At 40.2% G+C, this 23,877-nt stretch carries 14 protein-coding genes and 2 pseudogenes; 11 read left to right on the top strand and 5 right to left on the bottom strand.

Annotated elements, in window-relative coordinates; genetic code table 11:
* Nucleotides 1–5: 5 nt before the first annotated feature.
* The 9 genes and pseudogenes from malQ to rluF all read left to right on the top strand — a co-directional run bounded on the left by malQ (nucleotide 6) and on the right by rluF (nucleotide 15,093).
* Nucleotides 6–2,000 carry a 4-alpha-glucanotransferase gene (gene malQ / locus AC0L7Q_RS16620; protein WP_413403181.1) on the top strand — a complete coding sequence of 665 codons (1,995 nt, stop codon included), beginning with the start codon at nucleotides 6–8 and terminating at the stop codon, nucleotides 1,998–2,000.
* Nucleotides 2,001–4,223: a 1,4-alpha-glucan branching protein GlgB gene (gene glgB, locus AC0L7Q_RS16625; protein WP_413403183.1), complete on the top strand. Its 2,223-nt coding sequence runs from the start codon at nucleotides 2,001–2,003 to the stop codon at nucleotides 4,221–4,223.
* Nucleotides 4,216–6,278: pseudogene (glgX, locus tag AC0L7Q_RS16630) on the top strand (glycogen debranching protein GlgX). The gene glgB and the pseudogene glgX overlap by 8 nt, the downstream one beginning before the upstream one ends.
* The gene (locus AC0L7Q_RS16635; RefSeq protein WP_413403187.1) at nucleotides 6,271–8,790 is read left to right on the top strand and encodes a glycogen/starch/alpha-glucan phosphorylase; all 2,520 of its coding nucleotides are present in this window, start codon (nucleotides 6,271–6,273) and stop codon (nucleotides 8,788–8,790) included. The pseudogene glgX and the gene AC0L7Q_RS16635 overlap by 8 nt, the downstream one beginning before the upstream one ends.
* A gap of 20 nt (nucleotides 8,791–8,810) precedes the next feature.
* A complete protein-coding gene (gene glgC, locus AC0L7Q_RS16640) occupies nucleotides 8,811–10,085 on the top strand; it encodes a glucose-1-phosphate adenylyltransferase (RefSeq protein ID WP_138607932.1) in 1,275 nt (424 codons plus the stop codon).
* A gap of 47 nt (nucleotides 10,086–10,132) precedes the next feature.
* A complete protein-coding gene (locus AC0L7Q_RS16645) occupies nucleotides 10,133–11,665 on the top strand; it encodes a glycogen synthase (RefSeq protein ID WP_409425884.1) in 1,533 nt (510 codons plus the stop codon).
* An 83-nt stretch (nucleotides 11,666–11,748) separates the two neighbouring features.
* Nucleotides 11,749–12,963, top strand: coding sequence for an EAL and HDOD domain-containing protein (locus tag AC0L7Q_RS16650; protein WP_413403189.1), 1,215 nt, complete (start codon nucleotides 11,749–11,751; stop codon nucleotides 12,961–12,963).
* Between the two features lie 26 nt (nucleotides 12,964–12,989).
* Entirely contained in the window at nucleotides 12,990–14,075 is a 1,086-nt protein-coding gene (locus AC0L7Q_RS16655; RefSeq protein ID WP_409426121.1) for a DUF418 domain-containing protein, read from the top strand.
* A 43-nt stretch (nucleotides 14,076–14,118) separates the two neighbouring features.
* Complete coding sequence (rluF, locus tag AC0L7Q_RS16660; RefSeq protein ID WP_413403191.1) at nucleotides 14,119–15,093, top strand: 23S rRNA pseudouridine(2604) synthase RluF; 975 nt, start codon at nucleotides 14,119–14,121, stop codon at nucleotides 15,091–15,093.
* A gap of 60 nt (nucleotides 15,094–15,153) precedes the next feature.
* On the opposite strand, the pseudogene AC0L7Q_RS16665 reads toward rluF, so the two are convergent.
* Nucleotides 15,154–18,230, bottom strand: a pseudogene (locus AC0L7Q_RS16665) (efflux RND transporter permease subunit).
* Between the two features lie 2 nt (nucleotides 18,231–18,232).
* Nucleotides 18,233–19,315: an efflux RND transporter periplasmic adaptor subunit gene (locus tag AC0L7Q_RS16670; protein WP_413403195.1), complete on the bottom strand. Its 1,083-nt coding sequence runs from the start codon at nucleotides 19,313–19,315 to the stop codon at nucleotides 18,233–18,235.
* A 122-nt stretch (nucleotides 19,316–19,437) separates the two neighbouring features.
* Here AC0L7Q_RS16670 and AC0L7Q_RS16675 point away from each other — a divergent pair, with 122 nt between their 5' ends.
* Together AC0L7Q_RS16675 and AC0L7Q_RS16680 are read left to right on the top strand one after the other, a co-directional pair.
* Nucleotides 19,438–20,340, top strand: coding sequence for a LysR family transcriptional regulator (locus tag AC0L7Q_RS16675; protein WP_413403197.1), 903 nt, complete (start codon nucleotides 19,438–19,440; stop codon nucleotides 20,338–20,340).
* Nucleotides 20,330–20,632: an MGMT family protein gene (locus AC0L7Q_RS16680; RefSeq protein WP_409425890.1), complete on the top strand. Its 303-nt coding sequence runs from the start codon at nucleotides 20,330–20,332 to the stop codon at nucleotides 20,630–20,632. The genes AC0L7Q_RS16675 and AC0L7Q_RS16680 overlap by 11 nt, the downstream gene beginning before the upstream one ends.
* Before the next feature lie 15 nt (nucleotides 20,633–20,647).
* Here the strand turns inward: AC0L7Q_RS16680 and AC0L7Q_RS16685 are convergent, their stop codons facing one another.
* From AC0L7Q_RS16685 to AC0L7Q_RS16695, 3 genes are read right to left on the bottom strand one after another with little or no spacing between them, the layout of a single operon-like run.
* Nucleotides 20,648–22,882 carry a putative bifunctional diguanylate cyclase/phosphodiesterase gene (locus AC0L7Q_RS16685; protein ID WP_409426122.1) on the bottom strand — a complete coding sequence of 745 codons (2,235 nt, stop codon included), beginning with the start codon at nucleotides 22,880–22,882 and terminating at the stop codon, nucleotides 20,648–20,650.
* Nucleotides 22,780–23,325 carry a CHASE domain-containing protein gene (locus AC0L7Q_RS16690; RefSeq protein WP_409425891.1) on the bottom strand — a complete coding sequence of 182 codons (546 nt, stop codon included), beginning with the start codon at nucleotides 23,323–23,325 and terminating at the stop codon, nucleotides 22,780–22,782. The genes AC0L7Q_RS16685 and AC0L7Q_RS16690 overlap by 103 nt, the downstream gene beginning before the upstream one ends.
* Nucleotides 23,306–23,692: a hypothetical protein gene (locus tag AC0L7Q_RS16695; protein WP_409425892.1), complete on the bottom strand. Its 387-nt coding sequence runs from the start codon at nucleotides 23,690–23,692 to the stop codon at nucleotides 23,306–23,308. Before AC0L7Q_RS16695 ends, AC0L7Q_RS16690 begins: the two co-directional genes overlap by 20 nt.
* Nucleotides 23,693–23,877: the final 185 nt, after the last annotated feature.

Genomic DNA, 23,877 nt, shown 5'->3' on the forward strand with positions numbered 1-23,877 from the left:
GGTGAATGGACGCACTATCGCAATCATTTTATTTGCATGGAATAGGCTATGAGTACACTAAATACACCGGTGAACACGTTATTTTTAGTGAACAAACGCGCAGGTTAGCCTTGCAGTGCTGTGGCGTTGACACAAGTGATGCAACACAAATAGCTCAGTTAAATTATCAATTAGATGCGGCCACTTGGTTAACGCTTGCGCCGGCTGTTAGCTTAGTAAAGCAGCCTAGCAATGTGCTAAAAGTACGTATTAAAGAAACCGACGCGCATAATAAAATTACGCTTAACATACCTGCATTAAATATTAAGCTGCAATTTGAACAAATAGCTGACTATGCGCCATTAGGTGAGTATTTCTTAAATGACAGTCGTTATATTGAAATAGCGCTGCCACTTACCCATTTACCTACGGGTTATTATGATGCTTTGCTAAGTATGGGTGGGCAATCAGCAACTACACAAATTTGGTCTATCCCTAAACAAGTCTATCAAATAGCCGATTGTAAACGCTTTGGCTTATCAATCCAGTTATACACATTAAAAAACCAAGCCGGAATGGGAATTGGTGATTTTAATGATTTACTTGAATTAGCCTCGCTATGTGCAAAACAAAAAATGGATTATATTTTACTTAATCCTCTGCACTTACTATTTGCAGATAACCCAGAGTGCGCTAGTCCCTATAACCCCAGTAACCGTGCGTTACTCAATCCATTGTATATAGCAATTAACTTATCGCCCGATAGTATTAACAACCCCACTTTAGATGATTACTTATCCTCTTGTTGTTTAAGGTCGCACAGCGAGCAAGATATAACCTTTATTAATTATAAAACGGTTACTGAGCAGAAATATAATGCCTTTAAACTGCTTTATGCGCACTTTCAACAGCAGGGCAATCAAGCAAGGCAAGATGAATTTACTGCATTTTGTACACAGCACTGTGATGAACTTGCCATGTTAGAAACTACACAGCCGTCATTCGACCATTACCTGCAATGGCAGGCACACAGCCAACTCGCACGATGCCAACAACATTGTATCGACCAAGGAATGGCGATTGGTTTGATTAACGACTTAGCAGTTGGCTGTGCCAAAGAGGGTAGCGAATATAAACACCAGCAAGCGTTGTTTAGCCAAGATGCGACTGTGGGAGCTCCACCAGATCCTTGGGCTGCGAGTGGTCAAAATTGGGGGTTGCCAGCAGTAAACCCTATGCGCCTTGCTGACAACAACTATCAGTTTTACCGCTCACTTATACGCGCAAACATGGATTCTGTGGGTGGATTACGTATTGATCATGTGATGGCAATTAGGCGGTTGTGGTGGTGTTTTAGCAATAATAGTAACCAAGATGGTTGCTATGTTTACTACCCATTCGAGCACTTGTTAGCTATTTTGAAAATTGAATCACACCTTAATCAGGCCGTCGTGATAGGTGAAGATTTAGGCATTGTACCACCCGAAGTAAAAGAGGCACTGGTGAGCAGTGGTATTTTTTCAAACAGTTTATTTTATTTTGAAAAACAACAAAATGATGAATTTGTTCATCGCGATCATCTTAGCGAGCAATGCCTGCTAATGATTGCCAATCATGACGTACCGCCTTTTGTTGGCTGGTGGCAGCATAGTGATTTGAATCTCAAACAACAGTATCAATTGATTGATGCCGTTGAACACCAGCAGCTAGTGCAGCAACGGCAACAAGAGAAACAACGGTTAGTTGATTTTATTAATGCAAACGACACACATTCTGACATGTCATTAAACACTGATGCTTTTGCGATTTATAGCGCGCTGGCTTTGTGCTTGGCAAAGTCGCCATCGCGATTATTTGCCCTACAAATTGATGACTTAGACAAACAATGCTACCCAGTTAACATTCCGGGTACAGATAAAGAGTATCCCAATTGGAGACGGGTGTTAGCACATACGTGCGAGGATATTTTTACTGATAATGCATCACTTTTGACTGCAATACATTCAATGAGGAATGGGTAAATGGGCAGTATAAAAAATAAGAAATCAGCGCTGGTGGCTGATTATGACGCACAAGTTACTGCGCTCGCCGCAGGGCGCTTTAAAGACCCGTTTAGCTTTTTAGGGGCGCACAGCACACAAAGCGGCATAGAAATTCGAGTGTATTTGCCAGCAGCACTGCAGGTTGAACTGTTAATTGATGGTCAAGCCGTTAGCGCATTACGCTATAAACACAGTGATTTATTTATAGCTGAGCTATCAAGTATGCCAAGCAGTATTTACCAATGCCAAGTTAGTTATGAAAGCAATAATATTATCTTTTACGATGAATACAGTTTTAGTAGTACGCTTGATGAGCAAGCGATGTACCTGTTTAACGAAGGGAGTCTTGAGCATACCTATGCGCACTTAGGCGCGAAATTTATGACTCAACAGGGCGTAGACGGTGTTCGTTTTTGTGTATGGGCACCAAATGCTGCCAGCGTTTCAGTGATTGGTGAATTTAACTTTTGGCAGGCCAATCGTCACTTTATGCGATTTCATCCGGCCAGTGGAGTATGGGAGTTATTTATCCCGGGATTATGCGCCGATATGTGCTACAAATTTGCTATCACCACACTCAGTGGTGAAGTTTTAGATAAAGCCGATCCATTTGCCTTTAAAATGCAGCAAGCGCCAGGCACTGCAAGTATATTACAGTACAAACCTACCCCTATTAAGCTCAGTGAAAAAGCGATTATAAATAGGCAACAGCGCAATCATATTGATGCCGCTATTAGTATTTATGAAGTGCATTTAGGTTCTTGGCAACGCGCTGAACATAATCGTTATTTAAACTACGGCGAGCTGGCAGATAAGCTTGTAAGTTACGTGACTGATATGGGGTTTACTCACTTACAACTTATGCCTATTAGTGAATACCCGTTTGATGGTTCATGGGGGTATCAGCCGGTAGGCTTGTTTGCACCAACAAGTCGTTTTGGTGATTACAACAGCTTTAAATACTTAGTTGAGCAATGCCATAAAGCCAATATCGGTATTTTACTCGATTGGGTGCCGGGGCACTTTCCAAGCGATCCCCATGGGTTACATTGTTTTGATGGCACCCATTTATATGAACATGCTGATATGCGTCAAGGGTTTCACCCTGATTGGAATACCTATATTTATAATTACGATCGCCCTGAAGTTAAAAGCTTTTTAATATCGAATGCGATGTATTGGCTTAGTCAATTTGGTATTGATGGACTGCGAGTGGATGCAGTGGCGTCTATGTTATATCTTGATTACAGCCGAAAAGAAGGGCAATGGGTAGCTAATTGTTACGGCGGCAGAGAAAACTTAGGGGCAATAGAGTGCCTTAAACAAGTGAATATGCGCAGTTATAAGAATAATCCCGGTATTATGATGGTGGCTGAGGAGTCAACGGCGTGGCCTGGAGTAACGCAAAGCGTTGAGCATAATGGTTTGGGTTTTGGTTATAAATGGAATATGGGCTGGATGAATGACAGCTTGCATTACATGCAGGAAGATCCACTATTTAGGAAATATCATCACCATAAAATGACGTTTTCTATGGTGTATGCCTTTAGCGAAAATTACATTTTACCACTGAGTCACGATGAAGTCGTTCACGGCAAAGGCTCACTTCTAAACAAAATGCCCGGAGACGATTGGCAACAGTTTGCTAATTTACGGGCATATTATGCGTTTATGTGGGCGCATCCAGGAAAAAAACTACTGTTTATGGGCGCGGAAATAGCCCAGCGAAAAGAGTGGGATCATGATCATTCAATAGATTGGCACTTGCTTGAGCATCAAAGTCACCAAGGTATTCAAGATACGGTTAAACGCCTTAATCATGTGTACCAAGCCCATCCAGCACTTTATGAGCTTGATAGCTGTGCGACTGGTTTTTCATGGATAGATAATGATAACAGTCAGCAAAGTGTATTTAGCTTTATTCGTTATGCTAAAAGTGCTGATGATTTCATGGTTATTGTCGCTAATTTTACCCCAACTGCTTATCAACATTTTACTTTAGGCGTGCCTGCTACAGGCAGTTACAAGGTGATATTAAATACTGATGAGTCATGTTTTTTTGGCTCAGGTATTAATGTCACTGATGAGCCAAACCAACTAATACATTCAATTAATCAACCAAGTCATGGCTTTGAGCACAGTATTACATTGCACATGGGTGGCTTAACCACGGTCTACTTACAAAAGGTGAATGATGAGTAATTGCTTTGAGGTTACCCATGGTGCACCTTTACCACTGGGTTCGACTGTACAAAACAACGGTGTCAACTTTGCCTTATACGCCCCTAATGCAAGCCAAGCATTTGTTTGTTTATTTGATAAAAGTGGCCATACAGAAATATTAAAAATGGCCATGAATATTAACGAAGGCGGAGTGTGGAGTATTCACGTTGCACCACTGAGCGCTGGCGCATTATATGGCTTTAGGGTTGATGGTGAGTATAACCATGAAAAAGGTATGTTATTTAATGAACATAAATTACTGATTGACCCGTATGCAAAAGACTTGTTTAACGAGTTTACTTGGAGCGAGCGCCATTACGGGCAAATGCCGATAGGCACTAAAAGCGTGGTTAATAATGCAATAGATATCCCTAAATCTAAAGTGACTACATCTGTTTCATATATCAATATAAAGCCTGATCACAGCTGGGCTAATACGGTTATTTATGAATGCCATGTAAAGGGCGCTACCTGTCGTCATCCAGGTATTCCAAAAGCACAGCAAGGTACGTTTTTAGGCTTAAGCCATCCGTGTTTTATTGAGCATCTAAAAAGTTTAGGGGTGACCGCTATTGAGCTTTTGCCTGTACATGCGTTTATAAGTGAACAGTTTTTAATTACTAAAGGGCTACAAAATTACTGGGGCTACAATAGCATCAATTTTTTTACCCCCCATAAAGACTATTTGGTTAATGACGATATAAACGAATTTAAACAGATGGTCAGCGAATTACATCGCGCCAATATTGAAGTTATTTTAGATGTTGTATACAACCATACTGCCGAGGGGGCAGTGATGGACCGATATTGTCTTTACGTGGCTTCGATAACCTCACTTATTATCGCACTATTAATGGGCAACCTAATGTATACATAAATGATACCGGCTGTGGTAACACCTTAAATATTGACCATCCAAAAACTTTGCAACTGGTTCTTGATAGCTTGCGGTATTGGGTGGAAGTTATGGGAGTGGATGGTTTTCGATTTGACTTAGCAACCATTTTAGGGCGTTCAAGTACCGGCTTTAGTGCTTCTCACACGTTTTTACAGGCCGTTGCACAAGATCCTATTTTGAATAAAGTAAAACTGATCAGTGAGCCGTGGGATATAGGCCCTGGCGGGTATCAGTTAGGTGCTTTTCCTGCTCCTTGGCGTGAGTGGAACGATCAATATCGTGATGTTATTAAACGTTTTTGGCAAAGCGAAAAAGGCATTATAAGTAATGTGGCCAAGCGTTTGCACGGCTCGTTTGATATTTTTGAACATAGTAATCGCGGTCCACTCAACAGTATAAATTTTATTACCAGCCATGATGGTTTCACTCTCGCCGATTTAGTCAGTTATGAGCAAAAACATAACCAAGTAAATGGTGAAAATAATCAAGATGGCCACAGCGCTAATTATTCATTTAATTGCGGGGTTGAGGGATTTAGTAGCGACCCTGAAATAATGAGCTTGCGCCTACAACAACAAAAAAACTTTTTACTTACCTTACTGCTCTCTAAAGGGGTGCCAATGATAGCCTCAGGCAGTGAAATGGCTCACTCCCAAGGCGGTAATAATAACGCTTATTGCCAGAATAATCGTACTAGCTGGCTTGCATGGAAAGACTCACAACTAAACCATTGCTTAATTCAGTTTATAGATGATGCGTTAAAAATTAGGCGCGGTCACAGCGCGTTTAAACACAGTGTATTTTTAGATGATATAGATGAACGTTTCACCGTTAAGTGGTTTACCGAGCAAGGTAAAGAAATGGATGAAACACATTGGCATGAAGATACGCGACAATTTTTAATGTATAGCTTGCTTGATAAGCAAAATAAGCATGGGTTATTAATTATTTTAAACGCCAGTAAACAGCCTGTGCTCTGCCAATTACCACAATCGCCCATTATCAGGCCTTGGACGTTAGTGTTATCAAGCGTAAATAACGCATCATCTGTTGTTGAAGAAGATGCAACCGTGAATATTTCAGCACAAAGTAGTTGGGTTTTTAGTGCCAATTTAGAAGGCGAAGATTATGACTAAGCAAGACGAGCAAGTGTGTGTGGTAAAAAGCTGGCAAGAAGGCCCGTTGATTGACGAAAGTACCTTAAGTGATGATTTAACTCGCCACTTTTATTACACCTTAGGGCGTGATGTGGTGGGAGAGTCGCAGTTGTATTTGTATCATGCATTGGCGCTGACGATAAGAGATAGACTCGTTGCGCGTTGCAGAGACACCAATAAGCAAATTAAACAACATAAACGCCGTAAAACAGCATATTTATCGCTAGAGTTTTTAATGGGGAGAGCACTGGGTAATGCGGTACTCAACCTTGATTTAGAAGCGCAGGTAAGTACAGCACTGCAAGCTTATTGTACTGAGCTAGAAAACGTGGAACAAGCAGAACATGATGCCGGCTTAGGTAATGGTGGCTTGGGGCGCTTAGCGGCATGTTTTTTAGATAGTTGCGCGAGTTTAGCGCTGCCTGTAGTGGGGTATGGAATTCGCTATGAATACGGCATGTTTAATCAATCAATAAAAGAAGGTAACCAGGTTGAGCAACCGGATAACTGGCTTCGCGAAGGGCATCCTTGGGAATTAAGTGCACCAGAGCAAGCTAAACGGGTTAAGTTCTCGGGTTATGTACAAAGTTATACCGATAAATTTGGCCGTGAACATCGACAGTGGGTGAGCTCCCAAGATGTGTTAGCGGTTCCTTATGATGTACCCATTCCGGGCTATAAAAATAATATTGTTAATACCCTCAGGCTTTGGAAGTCTGAAGCTACCGATGAATTTAATTTAGCCGAATTTAATGCCGGTAGCTATTCAGAAGCGGTAGCACAAAAGAATCTTGCAGAGCAAATAACCATGGTGCTGTACCCTAACGACAGCAGTGAAAATGGTAAAGAATTGCGATTACGCCAGCAATACTTTTTATCATCGGCAAGCATTCAAGATGTACTCAGCCAGTGGATTGAACAATATGGGGATGATTTTACTGACTTTGCTCAGCATCATGTTTTTCAGCTTAATGACACTCACCCTAGTATTGCCGTGGCAGAGCTGATGCGAATTTTAGTCGATGACCATGAACTCGACTGGGATCAGGCATGGAACATCACAACCCAAACCATGGCTTACACTAACCACACCTTATTGCCTGAGGCATTAGAAAAATGGTCAGTGGCATTATTTGCTAAATTATTACCACGTATTTTAGAAATTATTTATGAAATTAATGCCCGTTTCTTAGCAGAGGTTGCAAGGCATTGGCCGGGTGATGTACAAAAGCAACGAGACTTATCATTAATTGAAGAGGGCAGTGAGCCGCAAATACGCATGGCCTTTTTAGCCATTGTTGGTAGTTATTCAGTCAATGGCGTAGCCGCACTGCATACCAAGTTATTAACTGCGGGTTTGTTTAAAGATTTTTACGCATTATGGCCTGAAAAGTTTAATAACAAAACCAATGGGGTGACACCAAGGCGTTGGCTTGCTTATTGTAATCCGAGTCTGAGTCATATTATTAGCGAGAAAATAGGGAAAGACTGGGTAGGCGATTTTGCAAAAATTAGCCAACTACGCCGTTTTTATGATGACTCTCAATTGCACGTAACATGGCAGCAGGCAAAACGAGAAAACAAGCAACGTTTAGTCGATTTAGTGAAACAAAAGTGTGACGTCGAGTTTGATGTAAACATGCTATTTGATGTGCAGGTAAAGCGTATTCACGAATATAAGCGCCAGTTACTCAATGTGTTACATGTTATTCATTTATACGACCGCATTCGTCGTGGCGATACGCAAGGCATGGTACCTCGTTGTGTATTACTCGGGGGTAAAGCTGCACCAGGTTACATGATGGCGAAGAAAATTATTAAGCTGATTAATAATGTTGCTGAGGTGATCAACAAAGACCCTGAGGTATCGATGTTTTTAAGGGTCGCTTTTTTACCAAATTACAACGTCACAGCCATGGAAACCATATGCCCAGCAACAGACTTGTCGGAGCAAGTTTCTACAGCAGGTAAAGAAGCATCCGGTACCGGCAACATGAAGTTTATGATGAATGGTGCGCTCACAATAGGCACGTTAGATGGCGCGAATATTGAAATCCGCGATGCAGTAGGAGCTGAAAACTTCTTCTTATTTGGCGCACAAGCCGAGCATATTGACGAAATTAAAGCGCATTATAATCCCAGTGAAATTATTGCGAATAATCCAGATCTAAATAACGTGATGCATCTCCTCGAAAGTGGTCATTTTAATCTATTTGAACCAGGCTTATTTGATGATGTGATTAACTGCATTAAAAGCAAAGACGATGCGTGGCTAACTGCACATGACTTTGCCAGTTACATTTCAGCGCAGCGTGAAGTGGATAAAGCGTACGCTGATCAAACCTACTGGACTCAAATGAGTATTTTAAATACCGCGGCCAGTGGCTTATTTTCTAGTGACAGAACGATTGGTCAATATTGTGATGACATATGGCATTTAACCCCACTAGATACTACACACCAAATAGTTAAAACGAACACTGACAGCTGACACTAAACGGAGAGAGTAATATGCCCAGTTATGCAAATCGCTATATAAGTAATTTAACCAGAGACACCTATGCACTGATTCTAGCCGGCGGACGAGGTTCTCGTCTGCATGAGCTAACAGACTGGCGAGCAAAACCAGCCGTTTATTTTGGCGGTAAGCACCGTATTATTGATTTTCCACTATCAAATTGTATTAACTCTGGTGTAAGGCGAGTAGGGATTGCAACGCAATATAAATCTCACTCGCTGATACGCCATGTGCATCGTGCATGGGGACACTTTAAAAAGGAGTTAGGCGAGTCAGTTGAGATTTTACCTGCATCACAGCGCCATGGTGATGAATGGTATTGCGGTACTGCCGATGCGGTATTTCAAAATATGGATATTATTCGTCATGAACTACCTAAATATGTAATGATTTTGTCAGGCGATCATGTGTATCGTATGGATTACGGCGGTTTATTAGCAAAGCATGTAGAAAATGGTGCCGATATGACCGTGTGCTGTTTAGAAGTCGCGGTTGAAGAAGCAGCAGGCACCTTTGGTGTAATGACCGTTGATCAAGAAAATCGAGTGCGGCGATTCGACGAAAAACCAGCCGAACCTACCTCTGTGCCTGGTAAACCTGGTACATGCTTAGCGTCAATGGGTAATTACGTATTCAATACTGAGTTTTTATTTGAGCAATTACAAAAAGATTCACAAACCGAAGGCTCAGGACGTGATTTTGGTCATGACATTATTCCCGCTATTATCGAAGAGCATAATGTGTTTGCTTACCCATTTAGAGATCCTGCACAAGTAGGGCAACCTTATTGGCGCGATGTAGGGACCTTAGATTCATTTTGGGAAGCGAACATGGAGTTGGTTATGCCTGAGCCTCAATTGGATTTGTACGACCCTACTTGGCCAATTTGGACATACCAAGAGCAGCTTCCTCCAGCTAAGTTTATTTTTGATGATGACGATCGTCGAGGTATGGCTGTTGATTCAACCGTATCGGGTGGCTGTATTATTTCAGGCTCATTAGTGAGAAAGTCATTACTGTTTTCTAATGTACATATTCGCTCATATTGTACTATTGAAGAGTCGGTTATTTTACCCGGTGTTATAGTTAACCGTGGGTGTAAAATTAAACGTGCCATTATTGATAGAAGCTGTGAGATCCCCCCGGGGTTAGAAATTGGTTATGATCGTAAAACCGACGAGGCCAATGGTTTTAGAGTCTCTAAAAAGGGAATTGTTTTGGTAACCCGAGAGATGCTGACAAAGTTAGACACTAAGTTAAATCAATAATTAAATAGCAAGGTGAAAGCCTTGCAGCTAACTATAAGAGTAAGTAAATGCATGTATTAATGGTTGCCGCAGAAAATGATGCGTTACCTAATGCCAAAGTCGGCGGTGTTGCCGATGTCATACGTGACGTGCCTAAAGCGTTAGCAACTCAGGGACTAACGATTGATGTGGCTATTCCTGATTATGGTTTTGAATTGGGGGAGCGCCGTTTTATTGGTGAAGTCAATGTTGCGTTTAATTCAGCCTCTCACGTTTTATCGCTGTTTGAGATTCCACAAACGCAAAATGCAGTGAGGCAAATAGTAATAAGCCACCCTTTGTTCAGCCAATCACATAGTGTGTATTGCAACGATGATGACAATCGTCCATTTGCTACTGATGCGAGTAAGTTTGCAGTGTTTAATGCCGCGATTTGTGAAGCGCTTTTACAAGGGGTTTTAAAACAACCAAACACGTTACATTTACACGACTGGCACAGTGCTTGTGTGGCGGTGTTACTAAAATTTGAGCCTCGCTATCGTAAACTTGCTAAGCTGCGCTTGGTGTACACGGTTCATAACTTAGCTTTACAAGGTATTCGCCCTTTTAAAGACGATGACTCTAGCTTAGAAGCGTGGTTTCCCTCATTAAGTTATGATGGCCAATTGCTTTGCGATCCCCGTTACCCTCATTGCTTTAACCCCATGCGCAGTGCTATTAATTTAGCCGATAAAGTACATGTGGTTTCACCCAGTTATAGTCAAGAAGTGCAGATTGCGAGTAACGATGCAGGCGGTTTTTTTGGTGGTGAAGGACTTGAGCGTGATTTACAACAAGCGGCTGAGCAGGGCAAGCTGATTGGGATCCTCAACGGCTGTGATTACACAACTCAACACCCGAAGCAGGCAACGCTTAGCGAGCTTTTAGAGCAGATAGAAGCTACGCTTTTTAGTTGGATGGCAAAAAACGTACACTTAGACAGCAGCCACTATATTGCTCACCAACGTGTTTTACAATTTAAGGCATCAGAGCAGCAAGGGCCTTTAGTGACCAGTGTAGGGCGGCTCACCGAGCAAAAAGTATTGCTGCTGTGCCAGCCACACAACAATAGTTTAACTATTGATGAGGTATGCAAGGTTATAAACCAATATAATGGTCGCTTGATTGTATTGGGCTCGGGCGATAAAAAACTAGAACAATTATTTACCACTGCAATGGCACGAAATAGCAATTTATTGTTTTTAAAAGGTTATGGCCAAGGTGTTGGTGATTTAATGTATCAACTAGGGGATTTATTTTTAATGCCTAGTTCTTTTGAGCCGTGTGGCATTAGCCAAATGCTGGCAATGCGAGCAGGTCAGCCTTGTCTTGTGCACAGTGTTGGCGGCTTAAAAGATACAGTTGAGCATAATGTGACTGGTTTTAGTTTTACTGGTGATACCTTATTGGCTCAGGCAGAGGCATTTTTGGTTTGTTTATCTGAGGCTTTGAGTTTAAAACAAACTAATCCTAAAGAATGGCAAGCGATAAAAAATAGCGCTAAGAACAGCCGCTTTGGTTGGGATGACGTTGTAACTGATTATATTACCTACTTATATTAAAAAATTTATTAAAGTTCAGTGACATCCGTTCCTATTTGCGCTTTAATTACTTAGTCTGGTGGAAATAATAAAAAGTAGGTAATGTGTCGGTATTTGTGGCAAGGCAAGCAATCCTTAATCGTAATCAAAATGTAGTTGCATATGAACTACTGTTTCGCGATAGCCCTGAAAATTGCTTTCCTGGTGTTTCTGATGGTCAAGCTACAGCAAGGCTTATCATGGAAAACCAGCTTAACTTAGGTACTCGCCATATTACTTCGGGTAAAAAAGCGCTGATCAATATTGGTCCTGAATCATTAAAACTCGATTTATGCGAATTTTTACCCTGTAAAGATGTGGTTATTGAATTACTCGAAACCATAGAGCCCACCGACGATACCTACGAGCTATGCCGTAAACTCTTTCACAGTAACTATAAATTAGCCCTTGATGACTTTGTTTACTCACCGCAGTGGGAACGTTTTTTAAAGCTAGTTAATTTAATTAAATTTGATATTCGGCTCACGCCACTGGATGAAATTCCACTGGTGGTAAATAAGCTAAAAAAACACAAAAATATTAAGCTGTTAGCTGAAAAAATAGAAACCGATGAAGAATATAAATTAGCTCGCCAAATGGGGTTTGATTATTTCCAAGGGTATTACTTTGCCCGCCCCGCAATGATAGAGCAAAAAGATATTCATTATAATTATGGTCTTGTCATTGCCATTTATTCAGAAGTAATGAAGCCAGATCCTGATGTGAAAGTAATCACCGGGTTATTTGAGCTTGATGCAGCACTAGCATACAAACTATTGCGTTTATTAAATAGTGGTGTATTTCCCCTGCAAAGCCAAATATCATCATTAAAACAAGCGCTGGTTTACCTAGGGCAAGCACGTTTAAAAAAGTTTGTTAGCCTAATTGTTACAGCACACACCGCGCGCACTAAGCCGATAGAGCTTATGCAAATGTGTGTTATTCGCGCTCGCTTTTGTGAATTAATAGCCAGCAAAGTCGCCAAACAAGTACAAGGTGAGGCATTTTTAACTGGGCTGTTTTCTCTTCTTGATGCTATTTTAGATAACCCAATGGACTTGTTGGTTGATAAACTGCCATTCCCAGATGAAATTAAAGCGGCACTAACCGGCGAGAAAAATGACTTATATTATATCCTGGAAACGGTAAAGGCCTATGAAACTGGAAGTTGGTGGGCGCTTGAGAAAGCGGTATCACTCATTAATTTAGACAGTGCTTTTTTACCAAAATTATACAAACAAGCTGTAAAATGGGCCGATAGCTATAAAGATAATATTTAAAGGGATAGGATTTGCGCAATTATAATATGGACTTTATAAGGGGCATAGCAGTACTTGGACTGGTATTTATTAACTGCTATTCCTTCGCAATTTTTGAACTCAATTACACTCCACTCACCACACCTCCAGCTAGCGATAATTTTTTACACACCTTAAGCCTTGTATTTGTTGAAGGGCGGTTTCGCACATTATTTACGTTGTTATTTGGTGCTGGTCTTTATATTCAGTTCCAGCGACAGCAATGTATTGAGCCATTAAAAAAACGCTTATATTGGCTTACTGTGTTTGGTTTAATACATGGGTTGTTACTGTGGGCGGGTGACATTTTGTTTTTATATGGGGTGTCAGCATTACTGGTATTACACTATTTAGATTCCACGGATGAAGAGCTTAAAAGCAAAGCGGCCTTTTTTACTTTTATTGCTTTACTTGCCACAGCAGTGTTTATGTTAGGGCTTAATGAAGAGCCACTCTACAGGGATTCTCCCGAATTTTACCAGATATATAATAGTTATTATCAAAGTATTGGTGCTCATTTTAGCCAAAATATAACAATGAGCATTTATATGTTGCTAACAGTGCCTATTTTATTACTGTGGGCAAGTGCTGGCTTTATGCTAATTGGTATTGTTGCTTACAAATGTAATGTGTTTAGTGATGGATTTAGCAGGTCGGGACTAATTAAGTTAGTAGTGTTAAGTGTGTTACTGACGAGTTCGCGATTAGTGTTAGAGTCATATGAACAAGGTATTGGTTATGCGTTACAAGAGCCTGTTAATGAATTAGCTGCCTTATGCGTGGCGCTACTTTATATTCATTTAATTGTTAAACTATGCAACAACAGCGCGCAAATAGGGAGGCTTATCCAACAGGTAGGGCGGTTAGCGTTTACTTTATACATAAGCCAAACCATTATGCAGTTAATATTGTTTAAAGTGCTTTTCCCTCAGTGGGCGCTTAGTTTTAACCGCATTGATTATTGGCTTGTCGCTATTTGCTTAGTAGTTGTACAGCTTATGTTTACAGCACTCTACTGTCGTTATTTTAAGCAAGGACCGCTTGAATACCTATGGCGTAAATTAGCTCAAATTAAGCGCGAAAAAATAGCTTGAGTAGTTTAAACTATGCGCCTTTATATTTAAGAAGATTTGCCATATGACAGACTTAAAGCGTTTAAATAAATTTATTAGTGAGACAGGGTTTTGCTCTCGCCGCGAAGCCGATAAATATATTGAGCAAGGTCGTGTTACTGTCAATGGCGAATTACCTGAAATGGGTGTTAAAGTTGCGCAGGACGATGTGGTATTGGTTGATGGTAAGCCATTAAAAGCGCCACCAAAACGAGTCTACATTGCTTATAACAAACCAGTGGGTATTACTTGTACCACAGAACGAAAAATTCAAAGTAATATTGTAAAAGCGGTTAATTACCCTGACCGTATTTTTCCTATCGGTCGTTTAGATAGGCCTTCAGAAGGATTGATTTTTTTAACCAATGAAGGCGACATCGTCAATAAAATCCTTCGTGCCGGTAATAATCATGAAAAAAAATACGTGGTTACCGTAGATAAACCACTTAATCGTCAGTTTGTGAATAAAATGGCAAACGGTATTCCTATTCTAGATACTATGACCAAAAAATGTAAAGTGACGCAAACTGGTACCCAGCAATTCACTATTATTTTGACTCAAGGTTTAAATCGTCAAATTCGTCGTATGTGTGAATACCTCGGTTACGAGGTTATTACACTTAAACGTGTGCGTATTATGAATGTAACCCTTAAAGGGTTGAAAGTAGGGCAGTGGCGACATTTAAGTGACGCAGAAATGGCGGTTATTAACGACTCGATTGCTGATTCAGGGAAAACACAAGAGCATTCGCTGTATGACGATAGTGTTCAGGGCAACCTACCTCAACAATCTAAACGTGCGCATAAGCGTGATTTTCAAGGTGACAAGACTCGTGGCGAAAAGAGTAACGAACCATATAAGCCAGCTAAAAAAAGTAGCCATAATACACCTTATCAGAAACGTTCAACCACCTATATTGGTAAATCTAATACTCACAAAGCCAATCCCGCTTCGGTAAATAAAGCGAAGAGCAGTGGCACCTTAAGCTTAAAAAAGTAAGCTTAATTGTTTTGTATTAATAATAAAAACGCAGCCTAGGCTGCGTTTTTTTATTAATTATTAAGACTGTTTAGGATAGTCAATTCTAAATACCATAGTGTATAAAACCGGCACCACAATTAGAGTAAGTATGGTGGCAAAGCCTAAACCAAACATTATAGTGACCGCCATCGACTGAAAGAATACGTCAAACAATAATGGGATCATACCAAGTATTGTGGTGATAGCGGCCATAGCAACAGGACGGACGCGGCTTACGCCTGAATCAAATACTGCTTGATAGGGTGATTTACCCTCGCTAAGCTCTAAGTTTATTTGATCGACCAAAACAATGCCGTTTTTAATTAACATACCACTTAAGCTTAATAACCCAAGTAGTCCCATAAAGCTAAACGGTGCATTCATTGCTAATAAACCGGCACTTACACCAATAATTGCCAATGGCACTGTAGCCCAAATTACAATAGGTTGTTTTAGAGAGTTGAAAAGTAAAACAGTAATAGCAAACATAGCTAAATAGCCAAGGGGTAAAGAGCCGAATATTGCTTTTTGAGCCTTACTAGATGATTCATATTCTCCGCCCCATTCTAAAGAGTAGCCATGAGGTAACTTTATAGATTCAATAGGGCCTCGTACTCTAGCAAACAATTTAGCGGCTGTTTCGTCGCCCAATACATTTTGATCGGCCATTATCGTAATTGTTCGCTTTCTATCGCGACGCATTATTAGGCTATCTTCCCATTCAACTATAAACTCATCAACAACTTGTGTTACCGGTACAAACACACCTAAAACAGGGCTGTATATTTGCAAGTCATGAACGCTGTCTACATTAAGGCGCTCACTCGCAGGTGAGCGAGCAATAATAGGTAAAAGCTGGGTTCCATCACGATATACACCGACTTGTTTACCCGAAAGGCTTGTAAGCAGCACATCATCCAGGTCTGATTTACTGATCCCTAAACGTCGCGCTTTTTGCTCGTTAAACTGTGGGCGAATCATTTTAGTACGTGCACGCCAATCGTTTCGAATATTAAACGCACCATCGTCTTGCGCCATAAGCTTTTCCGCTTCAGCTGCAAGTTTTCTAAGAATAACAGGATCTGGACCGGTAAAACGCGCTTCAATTTTAGCATCAGTTGAAGGGCCAATTTCCATTGGCTTTATTTTTAGCTCAGCTGAAAGCGCCGAGTTTTGTGAATAATCACGTACTTTTTGCATAACTACCGCAACAGCTTCGCGGTCTTTTACTCTTATAATAAGTTGTCCATAAGACGAGTAAGACTTTTGAGGTGCATAAGTAAGCATAAAGCGCGGCGCACCTTGGCCTGTTGTGCTGGTTACTTCTTCTACAAGTTCCTCTTTTTGCAAATAGCGTTCAAGCTTCTTTATACCGTCTATTGTTGCGCGTATATCTGAGCCTTGTTGTTGCCAGTAATCTACGTAAAACATAGGTGTGTTAGAGGCCGGAAAAAACGACTGCTTAACCGAGCCAAAACCAACGACAGCGCTGCAAAGTAATACTACCATGAGGAACATAGTTGATTTACGGTAATGCATTGCTAAATCTAAGAGTGTTTTATAACCTTTAAAAATAAATCCTTTATATGGATCGTTATCTGAATCGTCTTCGGTATCTTTTGCTTTTTTAAACTCATTTTCTGAAAACATTAAATTTGCAAAAAATGGCGTTAAGGTAATAGCGGTTATCCAGCTGAGTAACAAGGATATAAATAACACCCAAAATAAGCTGCCGGCAAACTCACCCGTTGCATCAGAACTCAAACCAATTGGTGCAAACGCAGTAATACCTATAATGGTTGCACCTAATAATGGCCACTTGGTCTGCTCTACAATATTTATAGCGGCTTTGAGTTTGGTTTGACCCCGTTTTAAGTTAATTAAAATACCTTCAGTCACCACAATAGCGTTATCTACTAACATACCAAGCGCGATGATCAGTGCACCTAATGATATACGTTGCAAATCTATGGCGAACAACTTCATAAAAATAAAGGTGCCTAAAACAGTTAGTAATAAAATACCACCAATTAAAATGCCGCTTTTAATGCCCATAAAAATAAGCAAAACAACAATGACGATTGCAATAGCTTCTAGCAAGCTTATGATAAATCCGTCAACTGAGGTCTCTACTTCTTTTGGTTGGTTATAGACAGCATTAACGTCAATACCATGGGGACGCTGGTACTCAAGTTCTGCTAAATGAGCATCTATACGTTTACCCACGTCAACCACATTAACGCCATTCATAAACGACACACCAATTAATAGTGCTTGCTCAGAATTGTATCTAATAACATTAGTAGGTACTTCAGCGTATTCTCTAAATACCTCAGCAACATCACCTAAGTAAATAAGCTCGCTGGCACCTGGTTTAGAAATTAGTAGTGTCTCAAGTTCTTTAACATCTTTAAATTCGCCAGTAGGGTGAAAACGAATTGATTCGTCGCCCACTCTTATCTTTCCTGCGTTAGATACCGTGTTTTGAGATTGTAACAAAGCAAATATATGGCTAGGTGCTATACCAAGTTGGGCTAATTTACGGGTAGATATTTCTACCATTACTTGCGGCTGTTGTTCACCTGCAATAGTAACTTTACTCACCCCTTTAACTAATACCAATTCACGTTTTAAATAATCGGTGTAGTCTTTTAGCTCATCGTAAGAATAGCCGTCACCAATAACTGAATATAAAACACCATATACATCGCCAAAGTCATCTAAAATGGTGCTTGGGTATACCCCACTGGGTAGCGATGGCGAAAGGTCATTAATTTTTCGACGCATTTCATCCCAAATTTGGCGAAGTTGTTCTTTTCGATAGGTGCTCTTCATTTCTACGGCTATTTGAGATTTGCCATTTGACGAAATAGACGTGACATGATCAACATAGGGTAATTGTTGAATTGCATTTTCTAAAGGAAACGTAACTTCTTCTTCAACCTGTTGCGGCGAAGCACCAGGGTACATGGTAATAACCATAGCTTGCTTTAAAGTAAACTCAGGGTCCTCTAGTTGGCCTAAATCAAAATAAGATACACTTCCGCCAATTAAAAGCAGCAGTGCAAACATCCAACTTATTACTTTTTTTCTATGGAAAGTTGTGCAAAGCTCATAATTATAAGCCTCGCTCTTTATTCCATGGGCGAACTTTCATGCCTTCTTCTATTGAATGCACACCAGCAGACACCACAATTTGGCCTTCTTTTATACCGCTAAGTACTTCTATGCCATCGTGGTGTAATTGGCCAACTTCAACAGCTTGCTTATGAACTTGACCTGTTTGCTCATCGTAAAGCCAAACATAGGCATTATTGTTAATCGCTTTTTGGGGATCAGAAAAAACCGACTCAATAGGCAATATGGTATAAGCAATCTGCGAGCGAGTTACTTTACTTAAATCAATTAAAACACGGCCAGTCATACCGGCCAGTAAGTTAAAATCATCAGGAACTGGTAACGAAAATACAACTTTATAGGTCAGTGTTGCAGGGTCGGCTTGGGTGTCCCATTCTTTAATATCAAGCGTGTACTCTTTATCTTCAAAACCATCAAATTTAACTGTTGGATGGTAATCAGTGCCTTTTTTAAAACGCGCCACTATTTTTTCAGGAACCTGAATTTCTACGTCCATTAAATCGCGAGTTTCTAGGCGTAAAATATTTTGCTTTGCCTGAATGTTTTCAAAGTTTTTTACAAATACCTTTGCAACGGTACCGGCAAATGGCGCACGCAACTCGCTGTATTCGAGGTTGGTTTCAGCGATTTTAAAAGCCGATTCAGCTATTTGCATATTTGCTAAAGCTTGGTCTAACTCAGATTGGCTAGTGATTTTCTTTTCAAATAGCTGTTCTATTCTGCTCAATTGCGACTTTGCCAACTCATAACGTGCCTTTCGTTCATCAAACTGCAGTTGAAAATCTTCAGGGTCTAATTTTGCTAATAAATCACCTTTTTCAACATGCTCGCCAGCAAGAACCGGAAACTCTATAAGTTCACCGTTTACTCTAAATGCAAGGTACGAGCCCTGGTTTGCAACTACCTCAGCCGGAAAGCTACGAATATTAATTTGTGAGTCGTGACCTATAGTGAAAAGTTTGACAGGGCGAATAGGCTCTTCTTTAACCTGTTGCTCAGGTTCAGAACAAGCGATTAAGCTAAGTAAGGTCGTCGTTAATAAACATAGACGAAAGAGTTTCATGTTGTCTCCGTTGCAATATTGGCAAATTAATTAAGTGCAGAATACGCTGCAAACATATAAAATAAAATTCATTAAATCTTACAGACTTAATAAATTTTATTTATGATGTTTTTGGGTACAATATGAAGCTGAATCAATTAGTAATTTTAGATGCCATAGTACAAAGCGAAAGTTTGAGCGGGGCTGCTCAAAAGCTTCATAAAACGCAGCCTGCGTTAACGCTAGCAATTAAAAACTTAGAATCGCAAATAGGGTTTGAACTTTTAGACAGAACTAAATATAGGTTACAACTTACTGAAAAAGGGCGCATCTTCCATCGTGAAGCCCAACAGCTACTGCATGCAAATGACGAGCTTGCAAAACTGGCGGAAGAGCTCTCATTAGGTAATGAGCCGCAATATAAAATTTGTTATGAACAGCTTTGCCATAAGCAAAGTTACAATCAGATCATAAGTAATACTTTTAAACAGTTTACCAGCACCGAGTTTTGTATCAGTAGCGGCAAACGATTTGTATCGTTAGAGCAAGTAAATAATGGACAAGCAGAGCTAGGCATTGGTCCGTGGTTTGATTTATTTCATGCAACAGGCGATTTAGAAAGTTTACCCATAGGTAAGCTCGATATTGGGATAGTAAGCGCAAAAGGGGTTTTACCAAAACAGCTTACTTATACTCAACTACAAAACTACCCCTGCTTAGCGATGTTTGAAAGCGACTTAAGTATAGACAGTGAAAGGCTTTCATATTCCAAAGGGTCAGCTATGATGAAAATAGACGATGTAGCTACCTTAAAATCGTTTTTACTCTCTGGGGCTGGTTGGGCAATGATGAGCTTAGATCATTGCAGATCTGAAATAAAAGCAGGTTTATTACAAGAAATCATTATTACCGACCGTGAACATAAATTTAGCGCACAAATAAGAGCGTTTAGGCAACACGCTATTCATCATGGTCCAGTGGCGCGTACTGTATGGAACCAATTTAAACAACTGAGCAAGGCATACGCTAATAAAAATGGATATTGATAAACACACTGTAATTTATACTATCATAGCGAGTATACCCAAAGGTTGTGTTGCCAGTTATGGCCAAGTAGCGGCGCTTGCAGGTTATCCTAATAATGCTAGGTTGGTAGGTCGTTTATTAAAAGAGATGCCAAAAGGTTCGACGATCCCTTGGCATCGAGTGGTTAATAGCCAAGGTAAAATATCGTTTACTGAGAGTTGTCCTCAGTATCACATTCAACGAGAGAGATTAATTGCTGAAGGCATTGTTGTTATTAACCAGCGTATTAATATGGCCAAGTACCGCTGGTAATAAACTAAAACTCAGCTAGTAATCAATTTTATGTAAGTCAGTTAAAGCCCAAATCTCATCTGCAGACCATTTGTCTAACCAAGTAGGAATATCTTCTGCCCTCATGGGTTTGGCAATGCCATAACCTTGTGCTAAGTGGCATCCAAGTAGCATAAGAGTTGCTGCATGCTCTGGCGTTTCTACCCCCTCAGCAATGACATTGCGCTTAAATGATTTAGCCAATGCAATAACACCTTTTACTATTGCTAAGTCGTCAGAATTTTCTAGCATATCTCTTACAAAGCTTTGGTCTATTTTTATTAAACTTGCTGGTAAACGTCTTAAATAAGTGAGTGATGAATAACCAGTACCAAAATCATCCAACGAAAAATCAACCCCTAATGCTTTACAATCTTGCATAGTTTTAGATACATGGGTTACATCACTTAGTGCACTAGTTTCAAGTACTTCTAGCTCTAAATTAGCTGCATTTACTTTTGGGTGCGTCAGTAGCAATTTAGTTAACCTTGAGGTAAATTCAGATTGTTGTAATTGTACTGCAGCAACATTAACGCTTACTTTTATAGTTAAACTTGGCGTTAATGATTGCCATTGATTAATTTGAGATAAGGCGGTATCAATAACCCACTCGCCAACGTCTATCATTAGTTGATTGTTTTCAATGGCTGGTAAAAACTCGATAGGGCTTAGTAACCCACGCTCGGGATGTTGCAAGCGTATTAATGCCTCTACGCCAATCATATCGCCGGTTCGCATATCAACTTTTGGTTGATAATAAAGCACAAACCAATTGTTAGCTAAGGCCTCACGAATGAGCGCGATGCCTTTTTGTTGCGCCTTAACGGTATCACCTTGGCTAGTATCAAATAAGTGATAACGATTTTTGCCCATTTGTTTAGCTATATACATGGCTTGATCCGCGTGGCGCATTAATTGATCGGCATCAAAATTATCTTCAGGATAAATGGTCACCCCAATACTAGCAGAAACATTTAAGACAATATCGTTCACGGTTAGCGGTTTAGCTGCTGCGGCTAATAGCCGCTCGAGTACAGGAACACATTCGGCAATTGACTCTAAATCGGTTAAGACGGCAACAAATTCGTCGCCACCAATACGGGCTAAACTATCCTCTTCACGCAGTGCATCTTTTAAACGGATAGAAATTGCAACAAGTAACTTATCGCCAATATCATGTCCATGTGAATCATTTACCTGCTTAAATCCGTCTAAATCTAGAAACACCACAGCCAGTGAATTGTTATGACGACGGCATTGCAACATGGTTTGGCTAAGCCTATCTGCTAGTAGCACACGGTTTGGCAAGTTAGTTAATAAATCATAATGTGCAATTCGGCTTAGTTGCTCTTGTTGACGTTTAGCTTGGGTTATATCGGTAAATATTCCCAAGTAAAAAGTAACGTTGTTATCATCGGTTAACACGGAAATAGTTAGTAGCTCTGCATACAGCTCGCCATTTTTTTTGCAGTTCCAAATCTCTCCTTGCCAATGGCCAAACTTGTTTAATTGTAGCCATATATCTTTATAGAAAGAGTCTGATTGTTTACCAGAGTTTAAAAACTCTGGGGTGCGGCCTATTACCTCATCATGGCTGTAACCGGTTATTCGACAAAAAGCAGGATTAACATCAACAATATGTCGATTTGCATCAGTGATAATAATGCCTTCGTGAGTATCTCTAAATACGCGCGAAGATAAATGCAGCTTTTCCTCAATTAGCTTTCGTTTAGTAATATCGATTGATACACCCAACATAGTGACTGCACTACCTTGATTATCTCTAACGAGTGTTCCTTTGGTATTAAACCAGCGAATTTCACTGTGTTTATTAACAATACGATGATCAATATTATATTCCCTTGCATCGTCAATGCATTGTTCTATATTTCTTATGACATCGGCACGATCAGCAGGGTAGATAATGGCTAAGTATTCATTTTTGGTCATTTCGAGTTGCTTAACACTGCCGTTAATTAATCTAATACCATATTCAGAAAAGCGGATTGTATTGGTTTTTATATCCCACTCCCAAGTGGCAATTCCACCTACCTTTTGACTCAGAAGAAGCCGTCTTTCGGTATCGGTAAGTGCCTTAATATTATTTTGTAATGCATGAGTACGTTGCGTTACTTTTTTTCTAGTTTTAGGTGACTGGCTCTTAAGCGAGTCACTAAATAAGCAGTGACTGTGGTTAAAAAGATGAACAGGGCTGCAATAGCAACACCAAATAACAGCATGCCACTATCTTTCCAGCCATTGATAGGATAAGTTTTAAATACCCAAATCCCATTTGGTACTTGTATATTAAAGTCGACAGTATTTTTTATTTTTTGGTTTTGTGAGCTAACAATAATTTGTACATCATTTGTATCGGGCATGACTTTTGAAAGCTCATAGCCAATACCTGCCTGTGGCAGTTGTGCTAAGTTAACGCTTTGGAGAATATCAGGAAAGCGTATAAGCGCAGTAGCAAACCCCCAAAACTTATTACCGTCTTGAGTGTCAAGATAGACAGGTAACCTAGCAGCAGCCCCCATTCCTCCTTGAAATAACTCAAACGGCCCTGCAAGGGTTAATTTCCCGGTTTGTTTGGCCAAAAAGGCCTCTTGAGTTCGCAGTGGATTTTCTAATACATTATTTCCGATGGCGCTTTCATTGCCTTTGAGTGGCACTACGTGTGTAAGGATACCGTTTTTGTGAAGCTGTAAAGCTGTAAAGCTGTAAAGCTGCAAGGCCAGGGTAGAGCGCTAACATTTCAGATGCAAGCTCTTCAAAGCCTTCTGTTTTACCATTTTGAGTACGAATTAAGGCCGCAATTGGGTAGGCGGCAGAAAGCGCTTGATTTAGGTTATTTCTAATGTGGTTTACGTAACTACCTGAAACCTCTCTGATAGAGATTTGCTTCTGCTGATAAATGTATTGATCAAGTAAGTAAATTGAATGCACAGCAGCAAGCGTTGACATTAAAAAAGTGATCAACACCAGTCTTGCATAGATAAACAAGCTTAATATTTGTGGGCGTGTTTTAGATAATGACAATATTAATAACACCTAGCGTTGTTTGATACCAACCCGCAATAATACTTAATTAAGCGAGTTGGTATGAGCCGCGTCCATTTAAATCAATGGCGTTTTCAGTTCCTAGAAACAGTATAGCAAACAGGTTTTAGATCATGAGATAGATTTTGTTATACTTTAGTTATTAATAAGTACATTTGCAGGGT

This window comes from Pseudoalteromonas sp. KJ63-1 (genome assembly GCF_055808145.1).